This window comes from Hahella sp. NBU794 (genome assembly GCF_050749805.1).
Classification (GTDB): domain Bacteria; phylum Pseudomonadota; class Gammaproteobacteria; order Pseudomonadales; family Oleiphilaceae; genus Hahella.
The window spans coordinates 70,349-94,369 of sequence record NZ_CP192738.1; the positions used below are offsets into that span (position 1 = coordinate 70,349).

The window sequence follows — 24,021 nt, forward strand, 5'->3', positions numbered from 1 at the left end:
GGCTTTGTGTGATTATCAATCTAAGCCCGAAATGTGCAGGAATTGTGGAGGCATTAAGGAACAGGGATTACAGCGCTGTCATCCTTCGTATTTATAGCCCAGACCATAGACGGAATGGATGTAGTCATGGTCGGGAGAAAGCTCGGCGATTTTCTTGCGCAGCTTTTTGATATGGCTGTCCACCGTGCGATCGCTGACGATGCGGTGATCCTGATAGATGCCGTCCATGAGCTGATTGCGGGAGAAGATGCGGCCAGGTTCATCCGCCAGCATTTTCAGCAATTGAAACTCTATGGCGGTCAACTCCAGCGGCTTGCCCCTCAGGACCGCTCGATAACGGGACGGGTCCAGCGCCAGGGCCTGTTCTTCTCCCGCAGGCGCACCGCGCACGCGCCGCAGGATGGCCTTGACCCGGGCCACCACCTCGCGCGGGCTGAAGGGTTTGCAGACGTAGTCGTCCGCGCCCAGCTCCAGCCCAAGCAGACGATCGATTTCCTCCACCCGGGCGGTCACCATGATGATGGGCGTATCGGTGAAGCGACGCGCCTCCCGACACACGGACAAGCCGTCCAGACCCGGCAGCATGAGATCAAGCAGAATCAGGTCAGGCGCGCCGGCGCGGATTTTCTCCAACGCCTGCTGACCGTCGCCAATGATGTCGCATTGGTAGCCTTCCTGTTGCAGATAGTCCTTCAGCAGACTGGCGAGCTTTGGCTCATCTTCCACGATGAGTATGCGGTTCTGAGGCATGTGCGTTGTCTCCGCTGTATTCAGATAAGGTCGGCCGGCGTCACTCGTGATAAGCCGGCAAAGTCACGTCGATGGCCAGTCCGCCGAGTGGCGATCGCGAGGCGCTGATATCGCCTTCATGAGCTTCGACGATTTTGCGGCAAATCGCCAGTCCCAGACCGGAGCCGCCGGTGTTGCGGTTGCGCGAGTTCTCCACCCGGTAAAGATGATCGAACAGCTTGGGCAGGGCTTCGTCCGGCGCGCCGGGACCGGAGTCCTCGATGCGCAGCCGCACTTCTTCATGGTCGACATTGAGAGAGACGCGCACCTGGGCGCCGGGGTCGGCGTATTTGCAGGTGTTGCTGAACAGATTATCGAGCAACTGGCTTAATCGCGTGGCGTCCGCCCACACCATGGCGGGGCTGGGGGCCAGATCGTGAATCAGTTGAAAGCCGGCGGCGGTGAAATTGGCGTGATGCCTGTCCAGTGCGTGCTGCAGAATCAGACGCAGGTCCTCTTCGTCTTTTTGATAGCGCAGAGCGCCCACTTCGGCGTTGGTCAACTCGTACAGGTCGTTAATCAGTTTTTGCAGGTGTTCGATTTCCTGTTGGATGGACAGCAGATTGTCGCGGTTGGTGGGGCGAACGCCGTCCACCAGCGCCTCCAGCTCGCCCTTGGCGATGGCCAGCGGCGTGCGCAGCTCGTGGGAAATATCCGCAATCCAGCGTCGCCGCGCGGTTTCATTGGACTGAAGCGTTTGCGCCAGTTGATGGAAATCCCGCGCCAGTTGTCCCAGCTCGTCTTTGCCCGAGACTTTCAGCTCCACGTCATAAGCGCCCTGGGCCAGCTGTCGTGTGGCGACGGCGAGGCGTTTAATGGGGGTGACGAACTGACGCGCCAGGGGCAAGGCGATAAGCAGGGCGATAGCCACCATCAGCGTACTGATAACCAGGAACGCCTTATCCTGACTCTGACTGAACGCCAGATCATTTTGCTCCGTCACTCGCACGCGCGGGGGCAGCGCCAGCCAGCCGATGGTCTGATCGCCCAGCTTGATCGGCGCCATGATGAAATCACTGCGGAAGCGGCCCGTCACCACCTGCTTGTCTGCGTCCAGCAAGGTCGGCGGACGCGGCGGGTGCGGTCGGTCGGGACGATCATCCTCGTTGCGACGAGGCGGTCGCCAGGGTTGCTGGTCGTCGTCTTCCGCCTCTAACAGCCGCCGCCACAGATTATGGTCGCGGCGCAGGGGCTCCCAGCTGCCGGTTTGTCGATAGAAACGCTGGAGATTGTTGATCAGCGTCTCCTGCCGCTGCAGATCGCGACGATTCACGTAATCCAGGAAACCGCGGTCGAAGCTCCACTGCATTAGCGAATACATGGCGGCGAACATGGCCGTGGTGGCGATCAACAGCGCCAGAATAAGTTTGGATTGAATGCGCACGTCGGTTTCCGGTTGGCTTGGTCGGGATAGGTCGCTTCACCAGATAATCTAGCGGCTTTTCCCGGCGCCGTTAAGCTCAGTGGCGCTCTGAGGGCGTGATTTCCTAAGTTTTTCCATATTCGTCGGCTTGCGGCGGGAGTGTGAAGACGGTCATAAACCCAATGATCGGCGTTATTTACCAAAAATTAATTTTTCTCTAAGATACGCCGGTTTTTTTACCTACCTTGTGGAATCCCCATGCGCAATTTATCAATTGGATTGATATCCATTTTGACTGGCATTGTCCTGACTGTTGTCGTTACCTGGAACAGTATTTTTTACGCCGAGCCCGGCTATGTGTATCACGTGAGAACCATCTTAGGCGATGAGCACGTGGTGTCCGACGTGGGCTATCAGTTTTACCTGTGGGGACGCTGGAACGCCTGGAAACGCGCCCTGACCGTGCAAGCGGTGAAAGGTGGCGACAGCACCGTTTCCTACGTTGAAGTGGAAAACTCAGAAACCAGCGCCGCGCTGCCGCCGCTGAAAATCATGTTTCTGGATCAGGTGGACGCGGCGGCGGAAGCCACCGTGCGCTTCAGCATTCCCACCGATCAGGAAGGCTTCACCCGCCTGGCCCATGAATACCGCACTCCCGCCAACCTGCTGCGTACAGCGTTGATTCCGGCGTTCAAGGAAACCCTGCAGGCCACGGCGTCGCTGATGAGCGCAGAGGATTACTACAGCGGCGGACGCACCGAGTTCAACACGGAATTCGAAAACCAGATGTCCAACGGCATTTACATCGTTAAACGCGAAGAAATGCTGATCAGCTCGCAGCGTAAAATTTCCGGTTCCGCCAACGCTTCGATGGGAGCCTCTCAGGAGGAATATGGCGACGAAGCCAAAGCGGTGTTCGTTGTGCGCAAAGTCACTGACGCCAACGGAACCCCTCGGCGCAAGGACCAGAAGTTCACCCAGTTTGGCATCAGCGTGGTGGATGCGCGCATCACCGACATGACGCCCAACAACCGCTTTGTCGAGCGTATGCAATTGAAGCAGAAAGCCAGCGCGGACCGCGCTATTGCCCGTGAGCAGCGGATTCAGGAAGAAGAGCAGCGCCTGTTGGCGATCGCCCGCGGGGAGCGCGAAGTCGCGGAGCGTCAGGCCAAAGCCAAAGTGGATCAGATTCAGAAAACCACTGAAGCGGAAACCGATAAGCAGCTGGCGGTGACCTCCGCGACCAAGATGAAAGAGCAGGCCCGCATCGAAAAGGAAACCGCCGAGATTAATCTGGAAAAAGCCCGCATTGAGGCGGAAACTAAGCGCACTCTGGCGGAAGCGGAAGCTTACCAGAAAGAAGTGATCCTGAAAGCGGATAACGCGTTGGCGCAAAAACTGGATGCGGAAATCGAAATTCACAAACTGTGGGCGGACGCGTTCGCTCGCCGTTCCGTGCCGACCAACGTCTTTGGCGGCGGAGCCGGCGCTGGCGCTCCTCAGGGCTCCGATACGGAAGTCACCGCCTTTATGCAGATGTTGACCTTGGACGCCGCCAAGCGTCTGGCTTATGACCGGGAGATCGGCAAAGGCGAGTGATCCTTGTCGCCAATACCCGTCGTCAAAGGGGCGCCCGCTGAGCGGAGCGCCCTTTTTTATGCCGCTTCAGCGAGAGAGCGGCAAGGCGAGACCAATGAGAATAAAGAGGCCGCTGCAAATCTGATTGAAGCGCTTGCCATGTTTCTCCAGCTTGGGCCCGATACGGTGCGCAGCCTGCGCCAGCAGTACCTCGACCGTAAATTCGATCAGGGCGAAGGTCAGCGCCATGATGGCGAACTGGCCAGGCAACCCCTGTTGCGGATCAACAAACTGCGGCAGAAAGGCGGCAAAGAAAATCAGCACCTTGGGGTTGGACAGCGCGGCCAGCGCGCCCTGACGAAACAGACGCGCATTGTTCTTGCGGGCGGCTTCGTCCTGTAACTGCAAATGCAGCCCCGGCGCGCGCCATTGCTGTATCCCCAATCCGATCAAATAAGCCCCACCCAGCCATTGCAGCATGGTCAGAGCCGTCTCCGAGGACTGCAACAAGGCGCCGACGCCGAACATGGACAACAGCATCAGCAGAAGAAATCCCAACACCCCGCCGGCAATGGTAAAGACGGCGCGGACGCGTCCATAAAGAGCGCCATGGGTCAGCGCGAGCAGACCGTTAGGGCCGGGTGAGCAGGACAGACCGGCGGTGGCGGCCAGAAACAGAAGCCAGGTTTGCAGAGTCATTGCTAACGCCTTGGTGAATAGGTGATGTGAGCAGTCTAAGGCGCAGAGGCGGATTTAAATGGTAATTACTGGACGTATTAAGGTAGATTTTGGTCATTAGGATTCAAGGAAACTTCACGGCTGAATATGACTCAACCTGCACCCTCCGTCCCGGACGTACGCTTTCTATTGCTGCCGCTGCCGGAGTTCACCATGCTGCCTTTCGGTGGATTTCTGGACAAGCTGCGTTTCAGCGCTGACGAAGAGGATTACAGCGCACAGCGTTATTGCGCCTGGCGCGTGCTTGGCCTGGAGCCGGGCTCGATCGTTTCCAGCAGCAGCGTCGCCATTGAGGTGCAGGAAACAGCGGCGCAGACGCGGCTCACTGATTTTGACTATCTGGTGGTGTTTGGCGGCCGCACCGCCCGTCGCAGCATGGAGCTTGCCGGCGAATACGGACCTCTGCTGCGCAAGGCCGCCGCACAGGGATTGTCGCTGGTCAGTATCGACAACGCCTGTTTCCTGCTGGCCGCCGCAGGTTTGTTGCAAGGCGCCAAAGTGGCGATGCACTGGCGCCATGTGCAGGAATTCCAGGTCGCTTTTCCCCGTATTGAAGTCCGCACCGGGCAGTTGTATTGCTTCGACGGCAAGCGCATCAGCTGTGCGGGAGGCGTCGCCGCGGTGGATCTGGCGGTGGAGTTGCTGGCGCGTCATTGCGGGAGAACCCGGGCCCTGAAAGGCTTGGCGGATATGCTGGTGGATGAGGCGCGCAGCGAAACCCATCCGCTGAGATCGCTGTCCCGAGAGGGCGGACTCGGTCGCAGCGTCGGGCGCGCGACCAGCCTGATGCGCCAGTGGCTGGGAGACGCCTTCAACGTGGACGATATCGCCGCCGCCATCGGGGTCAGTCGTCGCCAACTGGATCGTCTTTTTATGACCGAGTTTGACTGTACGGCGCGGGCTTATTGGCGTGAAATGCGCCTGCAACATGCGCGTTGGCGTCTGCTGAATTCTCATCACAGCCTGGCTGTGCTGGCGGATGAAATCGGCGCGCAGGATGTCAGCCATCTCTGCAAAATGTTCCGTCAGCGTTTCGGCGTCAGTCCGGACGCATTCCGTAAAAGCGGCGGTTGAAGCCGCTGTCCACGCTTAGCTCCTTTCCCTTTATTCGAACCTTTTAACGCAATTTTTAAGCTTTTTATTCAATGGCATAGCTTATAAGGTGAGTTTTTGACAGGTTTATTGGAGGAAGGGGATTATGGGGTTGCTGGTCGACGGAGTCTGGCGTGATCAATGGTACGACACGGCCAAGAGCGGAGGCAGGTTCGAGCGTGAGGCGTCCCGCTTTCGTCGTCGCGTCAGCGCGGCGGCGGACGATGAATTTCCGGCGGAATCAGGCCGTTATCATCTGTATGTCAGTCTGGCTTGCCCCTGGGCTCATCGCACGCTGATTTTCCGCAAGTTGAAAGGACTGGAGCCGCATATCAGCGTTTCCGTTGTATCTCCGGACATGATGGACAACGGGTGGGAGTTTGATGCCGCCAAAGGGCTGCCAGATCACCTGTACGGCGTTGATTTCATGTATCAGCTTTACCTGAAGGCGCATGCGCAATACAGCGGCCGCGTCACCGTGCCGGTGTTATGGGACAAGCAGTCGCAGACGATCGTCAATAACGAGTCTGCAGAGATCATCCGCATGTTCAATGACGCCTTTAACGATCTGACCGGCAATCACGCCGACTTTTACCCCGAACCGCTGCGTGAGCGTATCGACGCTGTGAACGAGTGGGTGTACGCCCAGATCAATAATGGCGTGTATCGCTGCGGCTTCGCCACCACCCAGGAAGCCTACGAAGAGGCGTTCAGCGGGCTCTTCGCCGCCTTGGACAGAGTGGAGGAGATTCTGGCGCGGGAACCTTTCCTGGCGGGGGAGTTTTTGACGGAGGCGGACTGGCGTTTATTCACCACCCTGATCCGTTTCGACACCGTTTACTACGGCCATTTCAAATGCAACCTGCGGCGGATCGCCGACTTCCCCAATCTCAGCCAATACATGCGTCAGCTGTATCAGCATGAGCACGTGGCGGAGACCGTCAATCTGGCGCATATCAAGCGCCATTACTACTACAGCCACGTCACCATCAACCCCACGCGCATCGTTCCTGTGGGACCGGAGTGCGTGTTGAACGGACCTCATGACTGTGGACCGGTGCGGGTCATGGCGTAAGTCGTCGGGTGGCTGGATGCGCCGACAGGGTCTAGGCTATTAGCGGTTACCTGAAATATTACGGAGCGGCGCACGAGTCCACGGCGTCGCCTGGAGGGCGAAATGGCGCTATGTTAGGCGGCAAGGATAAAAGGTGGTTATTCGCGTTCCTGTGGCTGGCGTTTGGAATGTCGGTTCAGATTCATGCAGCGCAGGCGCAGGAACTCAAAGTGGCGCTGATGGTGTTCAGCGGCGATCAGCGGGCGGCGTTCAACGAATTATCCCGCCAGTTCGAGAAGGAAAACCCCGATATTCGCGTGCGCTGGCTGGCCTACGACGAGGACGCCTATAAAGGGGGCATTGAGCGCTGGCTGAGCAAGAACGAGCCTGCAGACGTGCTGTATTGGCAGGCGGGAGAACGGTTGCTGCAATATGTGCGTAAAGGGTTTGTGGAGCCCATTGACGATCTGTGGCGGGCGCAAAACTTTGACGCGGATTACACCGAGGCGATCAAAGACACGGTCTCCTGGCGCGGCCGTATTTATGCGGTTCCCTATTCTTACTATCAATGGGGACTTTATTACCGCGAGTCCCTGTTTCGCCGTCTGGGTCTGCAACCGCCGCAAGACTGGGACAGCTTGCTGAATATGTGCGGCGACATGCGCAAAGCCGGCGTCGCTCCCTTCACGATCGGCACTCATTATCACTGGACCGCCGCCGCCTGGTTTGATTATCTCAACTTGCGCATCAACGGCTTGGCCTTTCACCGGGAGCTGACCGGCGGACTCGCTTCCTATATGGACCCGCGCGTGCGCGATGTGTTCGAGCATTGGAAGACCCTGTTGGACAAAAACTGTTTCATCGACCACAAACTGCATCGGGAATGGGACTGGAAACAGTCATTGCCTCAACTCTACCGCGGGCAAGCCGGCATGTTGTTGATGGGCAACTTTTTCAGCAGCACGTTGCCGGAAGATCTGGCGGCGGACTTCCGCTTTGCGCCGTTCCCGGTCATTAATCCTGACATCCCTCGTTACGAAGAAGCGCCGACGGATGTCTTTCTGTTGCCGGTGAATTCCGTCAATAAAGAGCCGGCGAAGAAGTTCCTGGCGTTTATCGGCAGGGCGGACGTGCAGGCGGCTTTGAATAATAAGGTCGGTAAAATTTCCACCAATCTGCGCGCTACCCATGGCGACGATTACTTCATTCGCGCGGGCGCGGAATTACTGCAATCCGCTGCAGGTATTTCGCAGTTTTTTGATCGCGACTCCCCTAAAGCGATGGCGGACGAAGCGGTAAGAATTTTCACCGAATTTATGGTGGTGCGGGATATTGAGCGCACTCAGGCGGCGTTGGAGCGAGCGCGGCAGAAGCACTATTAGCGTTTGTCGCCGAGACGCCGCCGGGCGCTAACAAATGCGCGGCAGCGGGTCGCCGCTGCGCCAGTCCACCACTCTCTCTCCACCGAATCCCGTGCGCAGACGCACCAGGCGGCGCTCGTCCTCGATGACATCTCCGATGATGGCGGCGTCGCGGCCTTTCGGGTGCGACCGCATGGCCTGAAGCAGGGCGTCCGCCCGTTCCGGCGGACAGAACGCGACTAATTTGCCTTCGTTGGCGACGTATAGAGGGTCCAGTCCCAGGAATTCGCAGGCGGCGCGCACTTCCTGCCGAACGGGAATGGCTTTCTCATGTAAACGCATGCCGACATTCGCCTGCTGCGATATTTCATTTAGGGTCGCCGCCAGACCGCCGCGGGTGGGATCGCGCATGCAATGCAAATCCGGGGCAACGGCGACCATCGTCGCCACCAGATCAAGCAGGCTTTGACTGTCGGAGCGCAGATTGGCTTCAAAGGTCAGGTTTTCCCGCTGTGACAGAATCGCTACGCCATGATCGCCAAGGAAACCGTTAACCAGAATTTTGTCCCCCGCCGCCACCCGCGCCGCGCTGCAATGAACCTGATCCGGCAGGCGTCCGACGCCGGTAGTGGTGATGAAAACGCCGTCGCCTTTACCCCGCTCCACCACTTTGGTGTCGCCGGTCACGATGGCGACGCCCGCCTCCCGGGCGGCGGCGGCCATGGATAAAACGATGCGGCGCAAATCACGCAGAGGGAAACCTTCTTCCAGAATGAAAGCGGCGGACAGATACAACGGCGTCGCGCCGGACATGCAAACGTCGTTTACTGTGCCATGCACCGCCAGGGCGCCGATATCGCCGCCGGGGAAGAACAAAGGGGAGATCACGTGGCTGTCGGTGGTCATGACCATGCGTCCCGGAGCGACCTGAAAACAGGCCTGATCATCGCCGGCGCGCAGCAGAGGATTATCGAAGGCCTGCAGGAACAGATCGTCAATCAGACGGCGCATGGCGCGTCCGCCGCCGCCGTGAATCATTTCCACGCAGTCGTGGGCGAAGTTCGTATCCAGAGTCATCAGCGGGCATGTCCGTAGCTGTAATGGGCGGCGCAAGCGCCTTCGGAAGACACCATGCAGGCGCCGATGGGATTGTCGGGGGTGCATACGGTGGCGAACAGTTTGCAGTCCGTTGGCGATTTGGCGCCGCGCAGCACCGCGGGACATTCGCAGGCTTTGTTTTCCCTGGCGTCGCTGGGGCTCAGCTCGAATCGCGCTTCAGCGTCGAAATCCGCGAATTCCGCCCTGATCCGCAAGGCGCTGTGCGGCATCCAGCCCAGGCCGCGCCATTCGAAACGGTCGCGCAAGGTCATGGTTTGCGCCACCATGGATTGGGCCTTTGCGTTGCCGCAAGCGGTGACCGCTCTCGAATATTGGTTTTCCACGTCATAGCGGTTTTCGTTGCATTGGCGCACCAGCAACAGGATTGCGTGAAGGACGTCGAGCGGCTCGAAGCCGGCGATGACAATCGGCGTGCGGTAGCGTCGGGCCAGGGATTCATAAGCTGCGCCGCCGGTGATTACGCTGACATGGCCGGGCCCAACCAGCCCTTCAATGATGCGCTCGCCAGCCTGCTGCGCCGGCTCCAGGATGCCGGTGATCGCCGGAGGCGTCAGGACATGGTTGCAGAAGACGGAAAAATTCTTCAGCGCCAGTTGGCGCGCTTTTAGCAGCACGGCGGCGGTGGGCGGCGTAGTGGTTTCAAAACCGATAGCGAAAAACACCACCTGGCGTTGTGGATTTTCCTGGGCGATGCGCAAGGCGTCCGCCGGGGAGTACAGCATACGCACGTCGGCGCCTTGGGCTTTCGCCTTCAACAGGCTGGTGCGATGGGCGCCGGGAACCCGCAGCATGTCTCCGTAACTGCACAGAATTACCTGATGACGCACGGCCAGCTCGATGGCGGCGTCAATGCGCGCCATGGGAAGCACGCAAACCGGACAGCCGGGTCCGTGAATCATGTGCACATTGGCGGGCAGCAGATCCGGTATGCCATAACGGAACAACGTGTGAGTGTGGCCGCCGCAAAACTCCATGAAGCGATAGCGCCGTCCCGGATCGGCTTCTGTGTGAATGCGGCGCGCCACTTCGGCGGCGTAATCGCCGTTACGGAATTCATCGATGTATTTCATTGGTGGCCGCCCTCGTCGGACTCCAGACTCGCGCCCAGCTCTTCTTGCAGCGCCTGCATCTCGTCAAAAAGCGCGAGGGTGCGTAATGCTTCGTCCTCGTCGATTTTACTGAGCGCGTAACCCACGTGAAGAATGACGTAATCGCCGACACTTACATCTTCCACCAGCGCCAGGGAAATGCGTTTTTTCAGGCCGCCGATATCCACCAGGGCTTCGTCGTGGTCCAGCAGGCTTTCCACCTGCACCGGTATAGCTAGACACATGGGGAGGAGTCCGTTTCTGTCTGAACAATAGAGTGGGTTTGGGGCGCATGGGCGTTGAGGTAAGCATACCAGACCTGCCCCAGGCTGATCCCGCTGTCGTTGGGCGGCAGTTGGCGGGGGACGTGAACCTGCATGCCTCGCGTGCGTAGTTCGGCCATAAGCGATTCACGCAGGACGCGATTAAGAAAACAGCCGCCCCCCAGCACAATGGTATTTACGCCCGTCATGGCGCGAGCGTTGTCCACCCAGGCCAGCAGTCCGCGCACCAGTACGTCGTGGAACAGACGCGCGCCGGCGTGCGGGGCGCAGTCAATCAGAGCTTCCAGCAGAGGATAAAGATCCAGAGCGCCTTGAGAGGTAATCTCATAAAAGGGCGGTATCTCTGGCGTTGGCGGTGTTTGTCGGCATAAGGCTTCCAGTGCGATCGCCGCATGGGCTTCGTAGTCCGTGTGATGGCGCACGCCGAGGATCGCCGCCGCGGCGTCGAAGTACCGTCCGGCGCTGCTGGTGAGGGGACAGTTGACGTTCTTCGCCAGCATCTGACGCAGGACCGTATAACCCGGATACGCGCCGAACAGACGCTCTGCGTCCTGCTCACGGCCCTGTGACAGCAAGACGGCGACGCCGAGACGCCAGGGCTCACGCACGGCGCTGTCGCCGCCAGGAAGCGGCAGCGGGCGCAGGCCGCCGAGTCGCTGATAACCTGCGCCTTCCACCAGCAATAATTCGCCGCCCCAGAGTCTGCCATCGTCGCCCAGCCCCAGTCCGTCCAGCGCCAGTCCCAGCACGGGGCCCCGCAATCCCGCCTCCGCCATCGTCGCCAGACAATGGGCGTGGTGATGCTGCACCTGCAACAGCGGAACGCCCAGTTGTTGGCTCATACGGCGGGCGGCCTGGGTGCTGTAGAAATCGGGATGCAGATCGCAGGCGATCACATCAGGTTGAATGGCCAGGGTCTCCAGTAAGCGTTCCGCGGCGAGATCCAGATCGCGGCAGGCGGCGGCGCGATCCAGGTCGCCGATATAAGGTGAAACATAAGCGCGATCGCCCTGGCTGAAGCAAAGCGTGTTCTTAAGAAATCCGCCGAACGCCAGCACCGAAGGCCCTTTCTGGGCCAGTTCAATGATATGGGGCGCCAGTCCGCGACCCCGTCTGACATAAACGACGGGTTGTGAGTTCTGCAGGACGGAATCGTCGCTGCGCGCAAGGATTTCTCTGTTGTGCAGCAGGAAACCGTCAGCGATTCCCTGCAAATCACGCAGGCATTGCGCGTTGTCGGTGATCAGCGGCTCGCCGCTGAGGTTGGCGCTGGTGACCACCAGGGTCAGAGGGTGCGCCTGTTCCAGCCAGCCTGCGTCCGCAGGGCGATTCAGGGCTTCATGAAACAGCAGATAGTGCGCTGGCGCATAAGGGGTCATGATCCCCACCTCTGCGCATTGCGGCGCGAGACCAGGTAAACGGCTGTCGCAATCTGGGCCTTTGGGCGTCAACGCAATAGGCGCAGCGGGGCTCTGCAGCAGGTGTTCCGTGTAGTCATCCATGTCAGCCAGTCCCGCCAACGAAGCCCGATTCAATACCATCACTGCGAACGGCTTATGGGGCCGCTGCTTGCGCTGACGTAAGGTCGCCACCGCCTGGGCGGAACTTGCGTCGCACACCAGATGGATTCCGCCTACGCCTTTGACGGCGATAATTTGTCCCTGACGCAGAGCCCGCCAGGCTTCGGCCACAGGATCGACGTTATGCTGTAGCTCCCCGCTGGCGTCATGCCACTGCAAGGCCGGGCCGCAGGCGGCGCAACTGTTGGTTTGCGCGTGATAGCGACGGTGCGCCGGATCGCCATACTCCTGCAGGCAATCCGGGCATTGCTGGAAAGCGCGCATGCTGGTGCGGACGCGATCGAACGGCGCATGGCGCATCAGGCTGTAACGAGGCCCGCATTCCGCGCAGGTCATGAAGGCATAACGGTAGCGACGGTTCTGGGGATCAAATAATTCAGCAAGGCATTGAGCGCACAGACGCAGGTCAGTGGGGAGCGCGCCATGTATGCCGCCGGGTTGGGAAGCGGCGATGGCGAAGCCGTGCTGATGGGGAAGGATTGGCGCTGGCTGAGCATGCAAGGCGCGCACCTGCGCCTGCATGGGTTTGTGCGCCAACAGTTGTGTTTTGTAGGCCTGTATTTGGCTGGGCGATCCCTGAATATCGATCAGCAGATCGCCGCCCTGATTCCACACTTTGCCGACGACGCCCAGCGTGGTGGCGAGACGATGGGCGTGAGGGCGAAAACCAACGCCCTGCACCACGCCGCTGAGAGTCAGGATTTCCCGGGCAGACGCTGTTGCAGCCATTGTCGCCACTGCTCCATTCCGGCGCCGGTTTTAGCGGACAGAAGAATGATCTCGATCTCTGGATTGACCCGCCGCGCAAACTCCTGCGCCTTTTCCACATCGAAGTCGACGTAGGGCGCCAGATCGATTTTGTTGATCAGCATGAGCTGGGAGGCGTGGAAAATATCCGGGTACTTGAGCGGTTTGTCTTCTCCCTCGGTGACCGACAAAATCGCCACCTTGGCGGCCTCTCCCAAATCGAAACCGGCGGGACAGACCAGGTTGCCGACGTTCTCGATAAACAGCAGGTCAAGATCCGGTAATGGCAGTCGCTCCAGGGCGTGGCCCACCATGTGAGCGTCCAGATGACAGCCTTTGCCTGTGTTGATTTGTACGGCTTCAACGCCGGTGGCGCGGATGCGTTCGGCGTCAAACTCCGTCTGCTGATCGCCTTCGATGACAGCGATATGAAGCCTGTCCTCCAGCTCGGCGATGGTGCGGGTCAGCAGGGTCGTTTTGCCGGCGCCGGGGCTGGACACCAGATTGAGCGCCAGGACCTGATGGGCGCCCAGGCTGTCGCGATTGGCCATGGCGAACTGGTTGTTCTTGTTCATGACGTCCTGCTCGATCAGCACCATGCGTGTCTGACTCACCCCGGGCGCGTGGCTGTGAGCCGGCGCCAGAGGACGGCCGTTGAGGCTGGTGTGTTCATCGCCGCATCCGCAAACGCCGCACATGTTGGTCTCCCTCTCGCTAGCCCTTTACTGGGCGGTTGGCGTCACATTGTACCCGCTATTGAGGAATTTGGGGCGCGCATCTGGCCGCATCTTGCCTCAGATCAAGCGCCGCGCCATGACGGCGGAGTTCAGAGGCCGGCGAAGATATCCGCCGGCGGATGAAACAGTGACTGAAACTGCGGTTTGGAAAAGTAATAGCCCTGTTGCAGATGAATGCCCAGATCCAGCAGCGCCTTGGCCTCATCCAACGTCTCCACGCCTTCGGCGATGACGGTGATGTCCAGCTCCCGGCACACTTCTGTGATGGCTTTGATAATGGCCTGGCGCGTCTTGTGATGATGCAGCTCACGCACCAGTTGCATATCCAGTTTGATGATGTCGGTCTCCAATTCCGCCAGCAAATTCAAGCCGGAATAGCCGGAACCGAAGTCATCAATGGCGACCAGAAACCCCTGTTTTTTGTATTCGTCCACGATTTCGCTGACATGAGGTAAATCCTTGATTTGTTCGCCTTCGGTGAATTCAAAAATGATGTGTGAAGTGGGGATGTTGTGAACCCGGGCGCACTCCAGGGTGGTGCGAATGCAGAGTTCGGCGCGATACACCGCGTTGGGCATGAAATTGATGCTGACCCGCGTATTCAGATTCAGCTTGGCGGTCAGTTCGATGGCTTTGACCCGACAGGCCTGATCGAAGCGGTAGCGGTTGTGGTAATCAATCTGTCCCAGAATGGACGTGGCGCTTTCATTGTTGAGGCCCCGCACCAGGGCTTCTTGCGCGAACACATTGCGCTCGTGGAGATTGACGATGGGCTGGAACGCCATGGAAAAATCGAAGTTCAAACCCGCACCATGCGCGCACTCCGAACAGCTTAACGGCTTGAATTTATGCTGCGCCTTCATCCCCCGAAAGCCTCCCTTGGTGTTAGTCGCGACCTGTAGTCAGTTTAGTACAGTCGAAGGGTTTTTCAGGATTGATCCCAGTTTCCTGCGCGCAGGGCGGCGGCGCGGGCGAACTGGTCGTCGAAGCGGCGCGGAAAGGGCAGGAAGCGGTGTTTATGCCGGTATGGCTGCAACTGGCGTACGGTGTTGAAGCCGCAGGCGCTGAAGATGCGGTGCGCTTTGGCGAACCAGGGCGTGGCGGGATACTCGCAGCGATGATCGATCTCGGCGGGCAGTTCATCTGGGCGCTGCGGCGACAGCAGCATCAGCTTTGGGAACGTTTTTTCCAGGGTGGCGCTGTCCTGGGCCAACGCTGCCAGCTCCAGAATTTCCTCGGTCGAGCCAGCATGCACAATCAGCCACAGCGGCGGCTCCAACGAATCGATTTGTACTGAATGCGACGCAGGAGGATCGTAAGGCGGATCATTCAGGCGCAGAGAGTCGATGCTGTCACAGCAGGCGCTTAACGCCTTCATATGATCATCGCGGAGCGGCTCCAGGCGAAAGCCCTGTCGATAACGGGGTAAGGCGCCGTGCAGCAGCGCGCTGTAGCGATCCCAATGCAGCAGTCGGGCGCAATGGATCAGCTCCGCGCCGGGAGGAAACGGGAAGTCGCACAACTCTCCCAGCAGGCCCCCAGGAAAGGCGTCAATGATGATTCGGCGGTAGGTTTTTTGCGCCAGCGCAGCGGACAGCCAACGGCGCACCTCTGCGGGATCTTTGCTGATTTCCCGAGGCGCCCGCAGCGGGTGGAATTGTGAGGATAAAGGCGGCTCCGTCTGGTTCCAGGAGGAGCTCATCGCGAGCGTGACGGGCTCATCGAAGCCGAGGGTGTGAATCAGCGCCTGGGCGCGGGTGATATGACCCAGACCGCCCCCCAGCGCGTAGAAGAAGATCATGGCTACTGCCGCATCAGGATTTCCGCCATCAGGATATAGCGATACTCCGGCAGGATGCGTTCGTCCAACAGCAGGCCGTAGGCGGACGACAGGCGGAAATCATTGATGCGGTAACGCTCGTCCTTGTCCGCGTCTTTGACTTTGATCTCTTTCCTGTCCTGACTCAGTTGCGCCTGACCGATAAAGATTTCCGATTCGCCGGACACGCGATACACCTTGAGCTTGTCGTCTTTCGTCTTGATTTTTACCGGGCGTTTTTCGTCGCCGTTGACGACGATCTTCAGCTTTTCGATGTCCCCTTTGACTTTGATCTCGCCATTGAGGCCATCCGCCCGCAGCTTGAAGTCGTCGCCCTTGCTTTTGACTTCCGCCACCAGCGCGCCATTCGGGCCGTAATATTTCCGTTTGTCGTCCTTCAGCCTGGAACTGAGGCGAGTCATGACGCCGTGATCCCGATAGCGGATGGAAAGGTCGTCATAGTTCAGCGTGAATTCCACCACCAAATCGCCGCGATCATCTTCGACCGTGAGCGCCTGGGCGGCCGCTTGATGAGTCCAGAGGGCGGTCAGCAACGCCAGCCATAGCATGCGCCAGGGTTGGAAAAGCGGATGAGACATACAGATATTCCTCAAAGACTGTGCAGGTGACTGACTTTCTGTTCCAGGGCGATGACCTCGCGGAACAGGGTTTCATAACGGCTGATTTCCGCATCCAGATTCAGGCGTTGCGCAGCCAGCTCGCGGCAGGCGTCGGCCATCTCCTCCCGATGCGCCGGCGCAGCGGCGAATGCGCGCTTGATCGCGGCGACGCAGGCGTCAGTCTGACCGGGTTCAAACAAGAAGCCATGCTGGTTGTCCTCCAGCACATCCGCCATGCCGCCGGCGCGGGACGCCAGCATGGGAACGCCAAGGGCGGCCGCCTCCAGCATGACGTTGGGCATACCGTCGTAGTAGGACGGAATGCAGACGTAATCGCAGGCGAGATAGTAGGGCAGCAACGTGTAACGGTCTGCGAAGGGAACGTGGCTGTAATCCAGCTCTGGCGCGTTATCGAGTTGCTCTTGCAGCATCGGCTCCATATCGCCCACCACCAACAGGTGCGCCTTGTCCGCCAGACCTGACCGCAATAGCGCGTCGATGAAGTAGTCGCCGCCTTTTTTACGTTTGATGTGGCCGAACATGCCCAAGGTCAAACGCGCCTCTGCGCCGATGCGCTCCTGACGCAGCGCCTGCGCTTGATCGTAGTCGGATTGAATCGGGCTCCAGGAGGCGAGATCAATGCCGTTGGCGACCCATTCCACGGCGGCGCCCGGCCATAGATGCTGAATCTTGGCGACCTTATCACGGCTTACCGCCGCCACTCGGGCGCAGGCGCGAATCGCTTTGTCCAGCACGGCGGAGCGTTTGGGGTCGAACACGGCGGCGTCAAAGTCGTTGCCGCGAATCAGCACCGACAGCGGTTTCTGCAGCCAGGCGGCGTATACCGGACCCGCCAGCATCGGCACATAACCGCCGAAGGCGACTACGCCGTCATAACTGTCCGAGCCCAGATGAGGCAGGGCGCACCAAAGTCGGTTCAGGGTATGGCTGACGTCGGCTTCCAGTGGGCATCGGATGTTGACCCCGCCCAGCTTGCGCTGCGCATCCAGGTCGCGCCATTTGCTGCTGAAATGAACCAGATCGATGCGCCAGCCCTGGCGACGCAATCCCGATACGATACGGTCGCAGCTTTGCGCCATGCCGCCCTGTTGTGGGAAATGATTCTGGGTCAGCCAGAGTAAGGTTCCGGTCATGAGCGCGCCTTCAACTGTCGAACAGGTCGGCGGAATCATTCTCGCCGCTCAGGTCGTCCTGCATGTCCAGCATATCGGCGCCGACGAAAGCGGCGGCTTCGTCCGCGCCGAATCCGTGGTCTTCCGTCAGCATGTCGGCGTCGCCGGTTTCGGTGTAGTAGTGCTGGCGGTAGTAGTAAAACCAGCGTGTGGAATTACCGCCGTCGTCCATGTACATCTCATCATCGCCCGTATCGCTTTCGCCCTGCACGGCGCCGCATTCGGTGCACAGCATTTCGCCTTCAACGGGCATGGTGTGCAGGGCGCACACCGGGCGCTCGCAAATCGAACATTGCAGAGCTGCGAGCGCTTCACAGGGGCGCAGTACGAAAAATCCAGCTTTTACTTCACATTTTGCCATTGCATCACCCTACCGGTCTTAAGCTTTTATAAATCATGGACACGCCGATCAGTAGCTCTTTGAGAGCCATTTTCTGGCCAGGGCTGGAGCCTCCCGGCGCTTGGCGGCGACATCTGAGCACGCTTCTGCGTTCTCCTTCTTTCTTGACCTGCGGCGCTGCGGCGCCGGAGCTGACCTGCGCCTGATAGCGGTCGTTTTTGTAGCTCAGGCTGACGTCCATGCGGGTCTTGATCTTGTACTTGGTTTTCATTTTGATTTTGCCGCGCGGGTTGCGCTTGCGAATATTGCGGCGACGCACCATATCCAGCACTTCCCAGTTCAATACGCTGCCGTCGGCGAGGCTGAGGCTGCCCTGAAACCAGGGATCGCTGAACATGGATTCCTCCACTTTGGGATATTTATTCCCGGCTTTGACAAAGTTAGTGCGCTTTGACAGTAATTCTGGTCCCAAAAGATCCACTTTCAGCTTCAACGGCGTTTCCGCATCGGCGTCTTGGCGCAGAATCGTCAGCAAGGGCAACACGGAGTCGCGCAATCGATTGGGAATATCCTTGCCTTTTAAGGAAAAGAAGGCGATGAGACTAAAGACGAAGGCGACCGCAGAACCTGCGGCGGCGGGTGGAAACTCAGCGATAAGCGAGCCGATAAAGCCCACCACCCATAGGGCGATGGAGATACCCACCCATTTCCTGACGCTATCCCCGCTTTTGTCGCGAGCGGCTATGAAGCGTAAGCGCTTGAGCCATTCGTCGATGCTGAATTCCCCTTCGAGCTTTTTCGTACGCATGGTTTCACGAAGGTATTTTTTTAACTCTGGGGTGGGCGCTGGCGCCCTTTGTTGCTTTGTTTTAGCCATCTACTTCCCCGATATCAGTTCCACATGAATTTTTTGCAGCGCCGCATTGGCGTGAGACCACTGCAGCCCCTCCGCAATTTTGCGCTGCGCCGCCGCGCCCATTTGCGCCACGGTGTCCGGATAGTCCAACAGCACCCGCAGTGCGCGGGCCAATTCCGCTGGCCGTTCCGGCGCCACCAGATAACCGTTCTCACGGTGCTCCACCAGCTCCCGCACCACGGGGAGATCGGAAGCGATTACCGGCACCCCCGCTCCCATGGATTCCAGGATCTTCAGCGGGCAACATCCTTGATCGATATTGCGGGCGCACTCTGTGAGCGGCGCCACGCTGACGTAGGCGTTGCTGACCCAGGGCGCGAGTTCGTCTTTGTTTAGACGGTGCAGCCAGGTGATCCGCTCCGCCACGCCCAGTTTTTCCGCCAGTTTTTGATACCCTTTCGCGCGTCGGGACTTCACCGAACAACAGATCACCAGATGCAGGTCCGGGATATCCTGCAGCCGTTGCAACGCCCGTAACAAAACATCCAGTCCCTGCCACGGCTGCACCGCCCCAAAATATAAAATATAGCGCTTTGGCGCGTCTTCGGGGCGCGCATGGCCATGGTTAAGTTCCGTTCCGTTGGGAATCACGCTGACGCGTTCCGGCGCCACGCCACGTCGCGCCAGGTTGTCGCGGATGACGCCGGAGGGGACCACAATGTGGTCCGCACGGGTCAGACACTCGTCCTCCAGCGCGCGGATTTTCCCCAGGGTGGCGGCCCCGACATTGGGGTAGGCCATGGGCAATTCCACGGAAGGCAGGCCGTTGACCTCGTAAACGGTGCGATAGCGTCCTGTGGCGTGGCGAACTAATGGGATACCGCTCCATGGATCGCGGAACTGGGCGATTTGCAGACTGTCCTGTATCCCGCCTTCCAGCACGCCCTGCAATTCGGCGCTATAGGCCAGCGCGCGATGCAGATAGTTATCCAGTAAGCGCCCGAAGCGCAGGATTTCCACAGCGCCTTCCCGTTGAAAGCGAGGTAGGCGCTCATTTCCCAGCACATACAGCAGTCCGCCGCCTGCGGCGTCAAACAATGTCTGCGCGGCTTGTTGAATGTGCGTGGCGGCGCCTTTGGCGGAAGGATAAACATCGAAAGCAGCGTACAGTGCGGGATGAGATTGCAGAGGTAGATTCACGTTGTTGCGCTTATTCCATGAGGCGGTTGTAGAGCGTTTTTTCTGAGGTTTGTTGACGTTTTAAGCGCCCGCGCATGAGAGCGTTAGCGGATACTAGCAGAAACCGGCGCCAGGTCTCCACTACACTACGGGACTATAGGCGCGCCGGACAATAACCTCCCATGGCGTTGTGCTTTTCCACAAGAGATATTTGTTTTTCCAGCAAATTCGGCTTTAAGAAACCAAATCCCTGTCTAGACTTAGAGAAAACGCTCATATCTTTTTCCGGGGTTGTGAACATGCACTTTAGACGTTTCAAAATCGGTCATCGCACCGCCGCCGGGTTTGTGGTCGCTCTCGCCTTTATTCTCGGTCTGGGCTTGTTCTCATTGAAGCAGATGTCGGCGATCGCGCAATCTTCCGCTGAAATTGCGGAGGACTGGTTGCCGCGCCAGCGGGTATTGGGAGAGATCCAGTCGTCCCTGAATTTTTTCCGCACTCAGGAGCTGCTGCACGTAATGGCGGAGTTCAATCAGGAAATCATCGACGCCGATGAACGCATGAAAGCCGCCCAGGATAAACTGGAAGGATTGATGGCGGACTACAAGAAAATGCTGGATTCCGACCAGGAGAAAAACCTGTTTGAAACCCTGACCGCCTCTTGGAAGAGCTATCTGGAAACCCACGACGAAATGATAGGTTTATCCCGGGTAAAATTTAAGGAAGAAGCGCGCGAGATGATGACCGGGCCCAGTAATGAAAGACTGGAGCAGCTGCGCAAGGTCTATGTGGATCTGTCCGACTATGTGGCGTCCGGCGCCGACTCCGCCAAAGGCCGCGCCAGCGAACTGTACGCTGCGACCAAGGAACTGATGATTATCGCTATCGCGCTGGCGGCGGTGATTACTTTCACCTTCGCGCTGGTGCTGACCCGCAGTATCAACAAACCGCTGAAATCCGTACTGTCCGCTGCGAGGCGCATCGCCCGCAACGACCTGACCCAGACAATCGAAGTGGAAGGCCAGGATGAGATTTCCGACCTGCAGAAAGCCCTCGCGGAAATGCAGGATCGATTGCGTAAAACCCTGCAGAAAGTCACCTCGGCCGCCTCTCAGGTGGCCTCCGCGTCGGAGAATTTAAACTCGCTGACGGAGGACGCCACCAACGCCCTGAATATGCAAAACAGTGAGATTCAGATGGCCGCCACCGCCGTCACGGAAATGTCCACGGCGGTGGACGATGTGGCCAAGCACGCCAACGATGCGTCGGAGGCCTCGCAAGCGGCGGAATCCGCGTCCACCAGCGGTCGCAAGCAGGTGGGCGAAACCAAGCAGTCTCTGGAAGAGTTGACCAATTCCGTCACCAGCACGGGAGAAGAAATTCAGGCGTTGGCCACCCAGGTGGGAGAAATCAGCCGCGTGCTCGACGTGATTGGCTCCATCGCCGACCAGACCAACCTGCTGGCGCTTAACGCCGCCATTGAAGCGGCGCGGGCGGGAGAACAGGGACGCGGCTTCTCGGTGGTGGCGGATGAAGTGCGTGCACTGGCTCATCGCACGCAGGAATCCACCCGTGAAATCACCCAGATGATCGACAATATTCAAAGCGTCACCCGCAACGCGGTGAGCTCAATGACCGCCAGCAATGAGCACACGCATAAAACCTTGTCGCTGGCGGAAGCGGCGGATGGCGCGTTGGAGGAAATCATGCGTATGGTGGGGCGCATCAATGAGATGAATCTGAGCATCGCCAGCGCGTCGGAGGAACAGGCGCATGTGGCCAGGGAAGTGGACCGCAATCTGGTGAATATCCGCGATGTGGCGGACCACACTGCGGAAGGCGCGCAGAAAACCTCGGCGGCGAGCCATGAGCTGGCGGATCTGGCCCAGGACCTCAACGGCATCGTCGCCGGGTTTAAGCTGTAGCCAGTAGTTATTTCGTAGCCATCGCGCTCCGCCACCCCTGCATGTCGAGGTGGCGGAGGTGTTCTCGCGCTATTGGCAGACGTCGCCTGTAACAGTCGGTGTTTGCGCCGTAGCGGACCCTTTCTGACCTACCATGCCGAACTCCACGTAAGCGCCGGGCTGAATGGTTTTATTCCAACCCAGAGGGCTCGCCTTGTAGGGATTTTGCCCGGAGAAATTGGCGTTCCACTGATTGTTGATCTGGGTTCCATCGCTGTATTTCCAGCTGACTTCCCATCCTTCAACCGGCGCTGATCCCTGATTGTGAATGCGGATCAGCGCGACGAAACCGCTGTTCCATTCGTTCTGCACAATGTATTCGCATGAGCCTTGCGAAGGCGCGTCCGTCAATGTCGCCTGTTGCGTTGCACTGCTTGCGCCGCCGCGGCCGTCGGTGATCTTGAGGGTGACGTTATAGACCCCCGGCTCCGCGTAATCATGGCTGACGGTCCTGCCTGAGCCGACGGCGCCGTCGCCAAAGTCCCATTGGTAAGTCAGCGTGTCACCATCGGGGTCGCTGGAGGCGCTGGCGTCCAGGTTCAGCGTCAGGCCGGAGGCGTTGATTGAAAACGCCGCCACGGGATCATGGTTGGGGTCTGGATCGGGGTTATCGCCGCCTTCCGCGAGATCGTTGACGAACGCCAGGGTCCACACCAGCGCGCCGTTCCAGTTGATGGTGATTTCATTGGTGGACCAGGAGCCGATGTCGTCAATGAAGCAGGTTTGCGGTTTGCTTTCGCAGCCGGATAACGCCGCTTTCGCCACATCATCTTCTAAACCGGGGTTAGGTCCTCCCGCCAGCGCGCCAGGGGGCGCCCAGGGATAACTGCTATTGAGAACGCCGGCCCAAAAACGATGATGAGGTTGTTTGACCGCATGCGCGCCATGTCCGGTGACATAGGACAGTGACAGGGCGTTGCGGCCGAACAGGTAATCCACGGATTTCAGCGTAGCCTGAGCGTATTTGTCCTCGCCGGTGAAATCATAGGCCAGGGCGGTGATAGCCAGTTTGTTGGCCAATACATTATTGGAGCCCCAGTAATATTCCTCGTTCCCCAATGGCAGCAGATACCCTTGCGAATCAATGACTGCGACCAGTTTGTCCGCCAGTGACACCAGCGTACCTCGGGCCCGCTCGCGCAAGGTCGCGCTGTGATCGCCGGGAACCATGGCCAGGGACATCAGAGCGGGAATGCGGGTTTGCGGCCAGGCCCAGTCAGGCGCCAGATCCTCATCCCATTGAATGTCGTTCTTGTAGCTGGCGTCGCCGGTGGTGACGAACAGCTCCGCCGCCGCCCACACGAATTCATCGCTGACATCCTGATCCCCGTATCCGCCGCCGCCATTGTTGAAGTCGTCTTTGTAGATGACGTCAGGGTGCTGCCTGGCGGCTTGCCAGGCCCGCTGCGCCGCCGTCAGACAGCGGGCTGCGAAATCCGGGTCGATGTCTTTCCATATCCGCGCGCTTTGCGCCGCCGTGGCGGCCAGATTCAGGGTGGCGGCGGTGGAGGGGGGAACCAGATAGCGCTGACGCGGGTCTTCATGAGGTGCCAGCGGCAGGCCGGTCCAGTTTTCATCATGCATTTTGTGATGAACCATGCCTGCCAGGGCTTCGCCTTCTGGAACCTGCATCGCCAGCAGGAATTCCATCTGCCAGCGGGCTTCGTCCAGCAGGTCGGGGACGCCGTTGCCGCTTTCGGGAATATTCAGGGTTCCGTCGGCGAAAGCCTCTTTATGCTTGCCGAAGTATTGATTGCGTTCATAGGCGTTCAACAGCTTCCACACGGAAATGCCGCCGTTGACGACGTATTTGCCGTGGTCGCCGGCGTCATACCAGCCCTTGGAAACGTCCAGGGAGTAATTGCAGGTTCCCGGCCAGCAGGGGACGTTGTAATCACCCAGGTTGGGCGCTACGCCGATGTGTCCCGCCGGACGCGCCAGCTTGGCGTCCGGCGCATAGCTGCTGCGTCCGCCGCCGGTAAACTGGGGTTCGATCTCAATGCCGCTGCGGTTGTGATAGTAGTAGCGGATGGCGTCGTACAACGGGCCGGAAAAGACCTGCTCGTCAATGGCGAAGGGATAACTGCGGTCGCCGCCGACCTTCAGTTCATAGCCTTCTCCTTCGATATCCACATTGGAAAAATCGATCTGGTGCAGGCGCTCGCCGGAAGCGGCGTCGGCGCCTTTGGGGGTGGTCATGCCGGACGCCACCAGGGCGCCATTGCGCCATAATTCCCAGGTTTGCGCGGTGTCATTTGCGGTGGCGTATACAGCGACTTTGGGCGCTTCCGGCAGATAACCGCGCTGGTTGACGCGAGGGTTGCCGTCGGCGGAATAAGCCTGGATCGGGGTCATGGCGGCGGCCAGGGCCAAACTTATAGAACTTAATAAAAACATTGGCGTGTGCATAATCAGCGTCTCCTTTTCAGGTTTTTTGTTGGTCCTCAGGCGATCCTCCCTGATCGCCCTGTTTCAGGTTCGTGCAAGCGGACCGAATCACCGGTCCGGCGTTTAATGCGA

General features: G+C 59.0%; 21 protein-coding genes. 5 read left to right on the top strand and 16 right to left on the bottom strand.

Annotated features, from left to right (window positions below):
• Positions 1-78: 78 nt before the first annotated feature.
• Positions 79-750, bottom strand: a complete 672-nt coding sequence (locus ACQYWX_RS00330) for a response regulator (RefSeq protein WP_279500574.1) — start codon at positions 748-750, stop codon at positions 79-81.
• 40 nt (positions 751-790) lie between these two features.
• Complete coding sequence (locus ACQYWX_RS00335; RefSeq protein WP_431687492.1) at positions 791-2,173, bottom strand: ATP-binding protein; 1,383 nt, start codon at positions 2,171-2,173, stop codon at positions 791-793.
• Between the two features lie 237 nt (positions 2,174-2,410).
• On the opposite strand from ACQYWX_RS00335, the gene ACQYWX_RS00340 reads away from it, so the two are divergent.
• Positions 2,411-3,751, top strand: coding sequence for an SPFH domain-containing protein (locus ACQYWX_RS00340; RefSeq protein WP_216735285.1), 1,341 nt, complete (start codon positions 2,411-2,413; stop codon positions 3,749-3,751).
• 66 nt (positions 3,752-3,817) lie between these two features.
• Here ACQYWX_RS00340 and ACQYWX_RS00345 read toward each other — a convergent pair whose 3' ends face one another.
• The gene (locus tag ACQYWX_RS00345) at positions 3,818-4,429 is read right to left on the bottom strand and encodes a LysE family translocator (RefSeq protein ID WP_431687493.1); all 612 of its coding nucleotides are present in this window, start codon (positions 4,427-4,429) and stop codon (positions 3,818-3,820) included.
• Positions 4,430-4,555: 126 nt separating this feature from the next.
• On the opposite strand from ACQYWX_RS00345, the gene ACQYWX_RS00350 reads away from it, so the two are divergent.
• From ACQYWX_RS00350 to ACQYWX_RS00360, 3 genes are all read left to right on the top strand, one after another.
• Positions 4,556-5,542: a GlxA family transcriptional regulator gene (locus ACQYWX_RS00350; protein WP_431687494.1), complete on the top strand. Its 987-nt coding sequence runs from the start codon at positions 4,556-4,558 to the stop codon at positions 5,540-5,542.
• A 124-nt stretch (positions 5,543-5,666) separates the two neighbouring features.
• Positions 5,667-6,635 carry a glutathione S-transferase family protein gene (locus ACQYWX_RS00355; RefSeq protein WP_431687495.1) on the top strand — a complete coding sequence of 323 codons (969 nt, stop codon included), beginning with the start codon at positions 5,667-5,669 and terminating at the stop codon, positions 6,633-6,635.
• A 167-nt stretch (positions 6,636-6,802) separates the two neighbouring features.
• On the top strand, positions 6,803-7,996 hold the full coding sequence (locus ACQYWX_RS00360; RefSeq protein WP_431687496.1) for an ABC transporter substrate-binding protein: 1,194 nt from the start codon (positions 6,803-6,805) through the stop codon (positions 7,994-7,996).
• Between the two features lie 27 nt (positions 7,997-8,023).
• Here ACQYWX_RS00360 and hypE read toward each other — a convergent pair whose 3' ends face one another.
• The 12 genes from hypE to ACQYWX_RS00420 all read right to left on the bottom strand — a co-directional run bounded on the left by hypE (position 8,024) and on the right by ACQYWX_RS00420 (position 19,558).
• On the bottom strand, positions 8,024-9,052 hold the full coding sequence (hypE, locus tag ACQYWX_RS00365; protein ID WP_431687497.1) for a hydrogenase expression/formation protein HypE: 1,029 nt from the start codon (positions 9,050-9,052) through the stop codon (positions 8,024-8,026).
• Positions 9,052-10,164, bottom strand: a complete 1,113-nt coding sequence (gene hypD / locus ACQYWX_RS00370; RefSeq protein WP_431687498.1) for a hydrogenase formation protein HypD — start codon at positions 10,162-10,164, stop codon at positions 9,052-9,054. Before hypD ends, hypE begins: the two co-directional genes overlap by 1 nt.
• Positions 10,161-10,427, bottom strand: coding sequence for a HypC/HybG/HupF family hydrogenase formation chaperone (locus tag ACQYWX_RS00375; RefSeq protein ID WP_431687499.1), 267 nt, complete (start codon positions 10,425-10,427; stop codon positions 10,161-10,163). Before ACQYWX_RS00375 ends, hypD begins: the two co-directional genes overlap by 4 nt.
• Positions 10,418-12,775 (bottom strand): carbamoyltransferase HypF, encoded by a 2,358-nt coding sequence (hypF, locus tag ACQYWX_RS00380; RefSeq protein ID WP_431687500.1) that lies wholly within the window; start codon positions 12,773-12,775, stop codon positions 10,418-10,420. Before hypF ends, ACQYWX_RS00375 begins: the two co-directional genes overlap by 10 nt.
• On the bottom strand, positions 12,742-13,491 hold the full coding sequence (gene hypB / locus ACQYWX_RS00385) for a hydrogenase nickel incorporation protein HypB (RefSeq protein WP_279500555.1): 750 nt from the start codon (positions 13,489-13,491) through the stop codon (positions 12,742-12,744). Before hypB ends, hypF begins: the two co-directional genes overlap by 34 nt.
• Before the next feature lie 128 nt (positions 13,492-13,619).
• Positions 13,620-14,393 (bottom strand): EAL domain-containing protein, encoded by a 774-nt coding sequence (locus ACQYWX_RS00390; protein WP_431687501.1) that lies wholly within the window; start codon positions 14,391-14,393, stop codon positions 13,620-13,622.
• A 65-nt stretch (positions 14,394-14,458) separates the two neighbouring features.
• Positions 14,459-15,331 carry a hypothetical protein gene (locus ACQYWX_RS00395; protein WP_431687502.1) on the bottom strand — a complete coding sequence of 291 codons (873 nt, stop codon included), beginning with the start codon at positions 15,329-15,331 and terminating at the stop codon, positions 14,459-14,461.
• Between the two features lie 2 nt (positions 15,332-15,333).
• A complete protein-coding gene (locus ACQYWX_RS00400; RefSeq protein ID WP_431687503.1) occupies positions 15,334-15,948 on the bottom strand; it encodes a hypothetical protein in 615 nt (204 codons plus the stop codon).
• An 11-nt stretch (positions 15,949-15,959) separates the two neighbouring features.
• Positions 15,960-17,123 (bottom strand): glycosyltransferase family 4 protein, encoded by a 1,164-nt coding sequence (locus tag ACQYWX_RS00405; protein ID WP_431687504.1) that lies wholly within the window; start codon positions 17,121-17,123, stop codon positions 15,960-15,962.
• A gap of 10 nt (positions 17,124-17,133) precedes the next feature.
• Entirely contained in the window at positions 17,134-17,523 is a 390-nt protein-coding gene (locus tag ACQYWX_RS00410; RefSeq protein ID WP_431687505.1) for a hypothetical protein, read from the bottom strand.
• 4 nt (positions 17,524-17,527) lie between these two features.
• Complete coding sequence (locus ACQYWX_RS00415; RefSeq protein WP_431687506.1) at positions 17,528-18,379, bottom strand: hypothetical protein; 852 nt, start codon at positions 18,377-18,379, stop codon at positions 17,528-17,530.
• The gene (locus tag ACQYWX_RS00420) at positions 18,380-19,558 is read right to left on the bottom strand and encodes a glycosyltransferase (protein WP_431687507.1); all 1,179 of its coding nucleotides are present in this window, start codon (positions 19,556-19,558) and stop codon (positions 18,380-18,382) included.
• Positions 19,559-19,836: 278 nt separating this feature from the next.
• On the opposite strand from ACQYWX_RS00420, the gene ACQYWX_RS00425 reads away from it, so the two are divergent.
• A complete protein-coding gene (locus ACQYWX_RS00425; RefSeq protein ID WP_216735301.1) occupies positions 19,837-21,462 on the top strand; it encodes a methyl-accepting chemotaxis protein in 1,626 nt (541 codons plus the stop codon).
• A 69-nt stretch (positions 21,463-21,531) separates the two neighbouring features.
• Here the strand turns inward: ACQYWX_RS00425 and ACQYWX_RS00430 are convergent, their stop codons facing one another.
• The gene (locus tag ACQYWX_RS00430; RefSeq protein ID WP_431687508.1) at positions 21,532-23,910 is read right to left on the bottom strand and encodes a glycoside hydrolase family 9 protein; all 2,379 of its coding nucleotides are present in this window, start codon (positions 23,908-23,910) and stop codon (positions 21,532-21,534) included.
• Positions 23,911-24,021 lie beyond the last annotated feature (111 nt).

What these genes read in the sequence shown, in the direction of transcription:
- ACQYWX_RS00415 (WP_431687506.1), bottom strand. Translation starts at nt 18,379, where the DNA reads ATGGCTAAAACAAAGCAACAAAGGGCGCCAGCGCCCACCCCAGAGTTA.
- ACQYWX_RS00355 (WP_431687495.1), top strand. Translation starts at nt 5,667, where the DNA reads ATGGGGTTGCTGGTCGACGGAGTCTGGCGTGATCAATGGTACGACACG.
- ACQYWX_RS00345 (WP_431687493.1), bottom strand. Translation starts at nt 4,429, where the DNA reads ATGACTCTGCAAACCTGGCTTCTGTTTCTGGCCGCCACCGCCGGTCTG.
- ACQYWX_RS00395 (WP_431687502.1), bottom strand. Translation starts at nt 15,331, where the DNA reads ATGATCTTCTTCTACGCGCTGGGGGGCGGTCTGGGTCATATCACCCGC.
- ACQYWX_RS00400 (WP_431687503.1), bottom strand. Translation starts at nt 15,948, where the DNA reads ATGTCTCATCCGCTTTTCCAACCCTGGCGCATGCTATGGCTGGCGTTG.
- ACQYWX_RS00410 (WP_431687505.1), bottom strand. Translation starts at nt 17,523, where the DNA reads ATGGCAAAATGTGAAGTAAAAGCTGGATTTTTCGTACTGCGCCCCTGT.
- ACQYWX_RS00375 (WP_431687499.1), bottom strand. Translation starts at nt 10,427, where the DNA reads ATGTGTCTAGCTATACCGGTGCAGGTGGAAAGCCTGCTGGACCACGAC.
- ACQYWX_RS00405 (WP_431687504.1), bottom strand. Translation starts at nt 17,123, where the DNA reads ATGACCGGAACCTTACTCTGGCTGACCCAGAATCATTTCCCACAACAG.
- ACQYWX_RS00430 (WP_431687508.1), bottom strand. Translation starts at nt 23,910, where the DNA reads ATGCACACGCCAATGTTTTTATTAAGTTCTATAAGTTTGGCCCTGGCC.
- ACQYWX_RS00360 (WP_431687496.1), top strand. Translation starts at nt 6,803, where the DNA reads ATGTCGGTTCAGATTCATGCAGCGCAGGCGCAGGAACTCAAAGTGGCG.
- hypB (WP_279500555.1), bottom strand. Translation starts at nt 13,491, where the DNA reads ATGTGCGGCGTTTGCGGATGCGGCGATGAACACACCAGCCTCAACGGC.
- ACQYWX_RS00330 (WP_279500574.1), bottom strand. Translation starts at nt 750, where the DNA reads ATGCCTCAGAACCGCATACTCATCGTGGAAGATGAGCCAAAGCTCGCC.
- ACQYWX_RS00350 (WP_431687494.1), top strand. Translation starts at nt 4,556, where the DNA reads ATGACTCAACCTGCACCCTCCGTCCCGGACGTACGCTTTCTATTGCTG.
- hypD (WP_431687498.1), bottom strand. Translation starts at nt 10,164, where the DNA reads ATGAAATACATCGATGAATTCCGTAACGGCGATTACGCCGCCGAAGTG.
- hypE (WP_431687497.1), bottom strand. Translation starts at nt 9,052, where the DNA reads ATGACTCTGGATACGAACTTCGCCCACGACTGCGTGGAAATGATTCAC.
- ACQYWX_RS00390 (WP_431687501.1), bottom strand. Translation starts at nt 14,393, where the DNA reads ATGAAGGCGCAGCATAAATTCAAGCCGTTAAGCTGTTCGGAGTGCGCG.
- ACQYWX_RS00425 (WP_216735301.1), top strand. Translation starts at nt 19,837, where the DNA reads ATGCACTTTAGACGTTTCAAAATCGGTCATCGCACCGCCGCCGGGTTT.
- hypF (WP_431687500.1), bottom strand. Translation starts at nt 12,775, where the DNA reads ATGGCTGCAACAGCGTCTGCCCGGGAAATCCTGACTCTCAGCGGCGTG.
- ACQYWX_RS00340 (WP_216735285.1), top strand. Translation starts at nt 2,411, where the DNA reads ATGCGCAATTTATCAATTGGATTGATATCCATTTTGACTGGCATTGTC.